Below are 2,874 nucleotides of genomic sequence, written 5' to 3'. Positions count from 1 at the left end.
CTCAACCGGAACCACCACGCCAGTACAACCAGCCAACGGTAGCGGTCCACCGAGTCGTAGTACCCCACCGGCCAGAGCCGCCACCATACCAACCCCTATACCGTGTGTAACTGTCCAACCGTGCTCGTGACGTCAGCGTAGCCCTTGCTATCAAGGATAGACTGAAGTTCGCCGTTCAAGCGGTCGAACACCGCCACACCTTCTGGTCCAAACGCCGTCGCCACCTGCACCATCGAAGCTCCACACAGAATCAGGTCGTACACATCCCGACCCGTCTGCACGCCCCCCGTACCAATCAAAGCAATGTCGTCCCGCAGCCGCTCGTGCAGCGCGCGGACGTTTGCTAGTGCAGTTGGTTTCGCGTACCCACCGCCAATTCCACCAAAACCACCTTTGGGCTCAATCATCGGCGCGTCCGTCTCGGGGTCAACAAAGAACCCGTTGCCTAAACTGTTGATGCTGTTCGCGTACTTAATGGGGTACTTATTCAAAACAGCGGCAATCTGGTCAAAGTGGATGGGGTCAAAGAATGGCGGCAACTTTACCCCCAGTTCCAGATTGTCAAAACGGTCGAACACCTTGGCCAGCAGCTTGTCCGTCGCGTCAAAGTCGTAAGCCAACTGCGGGTGCCCCGGAATGTTCGGGCACGACAGGTTAAGTTCGACGATACCGGCAAAGTCGCTCGCGGCAATTGTCTCCAACACCGCCATCTGATCCTCCTCGGAGAAACCAGCGACGGATAAGAAATTATTTGCGCCCTGATCCGGCAAACTAGTCAAATAGTCCAAATAGTACGGCAACCCCTTGTTCGGCAGACCCATGGAATTGATACTACCGTACGGCAAAGCCGACATCCGGTGACCGGGATTACCAGCGCGTGGTTCCCGGGTTGCCGTCTTCGTGACGAAACTCCCCGCGCTGCTTTGCCGCAACGCCTCCAGCTCCTCCACCGTGGTGCAGCGCACACCGGCTCCGTTCATCAATGGGCTCGTATATGTCCGCCCCAGAAACTTGGTAGTTAACGTCATTATGCTGCCTCCTCTGCCTGCGCGTGCAGGTGCCGTAACCCGTGCATCGAAATCATCGTGATAAAGCTGAGCGTGTAGAGCGCCGCCAGGAACCCCATGACAACGAGGAGCGAGTAGCGGTCCATCAAGAATCCAATCACGACGGACGAAAAGCCCCCAATTGCCCGACCAATATTGACAATCACGTTATTGGCCGTGGAGCGGATGGCGCTCGGATAAAGCTGGCTGATAACCGCGCCATACCCACCAAACATACCGTTGGAAAAGAAACCGACGACGGCCCCCGCCACCAGCATGGTTGCCCGACTGTTGACCATGGCGATACCAAACACCGACAAGGCGGACGCAATGAGGAAAATACCGAAAGCACGCCGCGGGCCAAACTTATCCAGCACCGTACCAAAGGTCATCATGCCGAGGCTCATACCAATGATTGTGGTAATCATCCATACCGATGAGCCCGATACGGACAGGTGTAGCTGCGCCTGCATGATGGTCGGCAACCAGCTCATGAGGCCAAAGTAGCCAGCAATCTGCACAATCACCATGAAGATCAGCGACAAAGTTTGTACCGTCAACCGTGGCGTCTTGAATAATTCGCTCACGGCAACCCGTGGTGTGGCCCCCGCGGCTTTACGTTCGAGGAAACTGTCACTCTCACGGACATGCCGGCGAATGAACACGATGAGGACTACCGGCACGACGCCGACCAGGAAGAGCACGTTCCAGGTGCTGATGTTCAGGATCCAGGCGGCGACAATTGCGGCGAGCACTGCCCCGACCTGGCCACCAACCGCCGCAACGGAAGTCAGCCGGCCGATGTCCTTCCGCGGAAAGTTATCGGCGATGAGGGTAATCCCGACACCGTATTCACCACCCGCACCAATGCCCGCAATGAAGCGGCAGATGTAGACCATGTAGACGTTGTGGGCAAAAAACATTGCGGCGGTAGCGATGGCAAAAATAAAGACCGTTTGCGAGAATGTTTTCACACGCCCGAAACGGTCACCTAAAATACCGAATATTAAACCACCAACCAGCATACCGAGGTTGGTAACAGTGGCAATAAAACCTGCCTGGGTGCCGCTCAGATGCATATCGGCGGCGATGGAACTCAAAGCAAAGGACAGGAACATCACGTCCATGTTCTCCAACGCAAAGCCGGCACTGGTGGAAGCCAGCACCCACTTGCGCTGCGTAGCCACTGACTGTGGCTGCGGAACCGACACTACTTGACTCATAATAATCCCTCCAAAATGGCTGCTCACGGGCAACCGTTATTTTGTGTTCATACATCGCAAGCAGTATCCCACATCTCCGCCACCATGGCAAGAGGTATGAACCGACCGGGTTGGTGAGGTAGGGAGGATCCGGCGGGAGGGCTTAATCTGCGGCCGAAGCTACGAGCCTCACGCTCTCGCCCGTTCCGGGCTACCACGAAAATTTGAACTCGAGAAAATCACTCGATTTCAAATTTTTGATTCTGTACGTCGCTCCGCTCCTACAGAACTTCGGGCCTGCAGCCGCCGCAGATTAAGCCCTCCCGCCTACACCTCCCTACCTCACCAACCCTAGTTTTGCTTCCGCGCCAAATGAAATTCAACACAGTATTTGCTATGTACGTCCCTGCAATATTAATAAAATATCTCACCGGTGAAATCGCAATAATTATTTTGCCGGTGGACCGAAAAAAACGGGTGGTGAAATTTCCAGGATGCAGTGACATCAGAAAACGGTTAAGCGTCTGAACAAAACACCCATTCCAAGGTTTTGCTAGAAGGAACGTGTGCCGGGGTAGTGGCCTGGTGGGTGGAGCCGACTGGGACTGGAACGGTGACCGCTGTTA

The 2,874-nt window shown here is 55.1% G+C and carries 2 protein-coding genes; both read right to left on the bottom strand.

Translation table 11 applies throughout. The annotated features are described in order from the left end of the window. Nucleotides 1-95 precede the first annotated feature (95 nt). On the bottom strand, nt 96-1,028 hold the full coding sequence (locus LPA02S_RS11195; protein ID WP_156471024.1) for a dihydroorotate oxidase: 933 nt from the start codon (nt 1,026-1,028) through the stop codon (nt 96-98). Next, nucleotides 1,028-2,269, bottom strand: coding sequence for an MFS transporter (locus LPA02S_RS11190; protein ID WP_056956363.1), 1,242 nt, complete (start codon nt 2,267-2,269; stop codon nt 1,028-1,030). The genes LPA02S_RS11195 and LPA02S_RS11190 overlap by 1 nt, the downstream gene beginning before the upstream one ends. Between the last annotated feature and the right edge of the window lie 605 nt (nt 2,270-2,874).

Source organism: Lacticaseibacillus pantheris DSM 15945 = JCM 12539 = NBRC 106106 (assembly GCF_001591865.1).
GTDB lineage: Bacteria > Bacillota > Bacilli > Lactobacillales > Lactobacillaceae > Lacticaseibacillus > Lacticaseibacillus pantheris.
The sequence above is the reverse complement of the archived record's forward strand: the minus strand, read 5'-3'. Positions and strand labels throughout refer to the sequence as shown.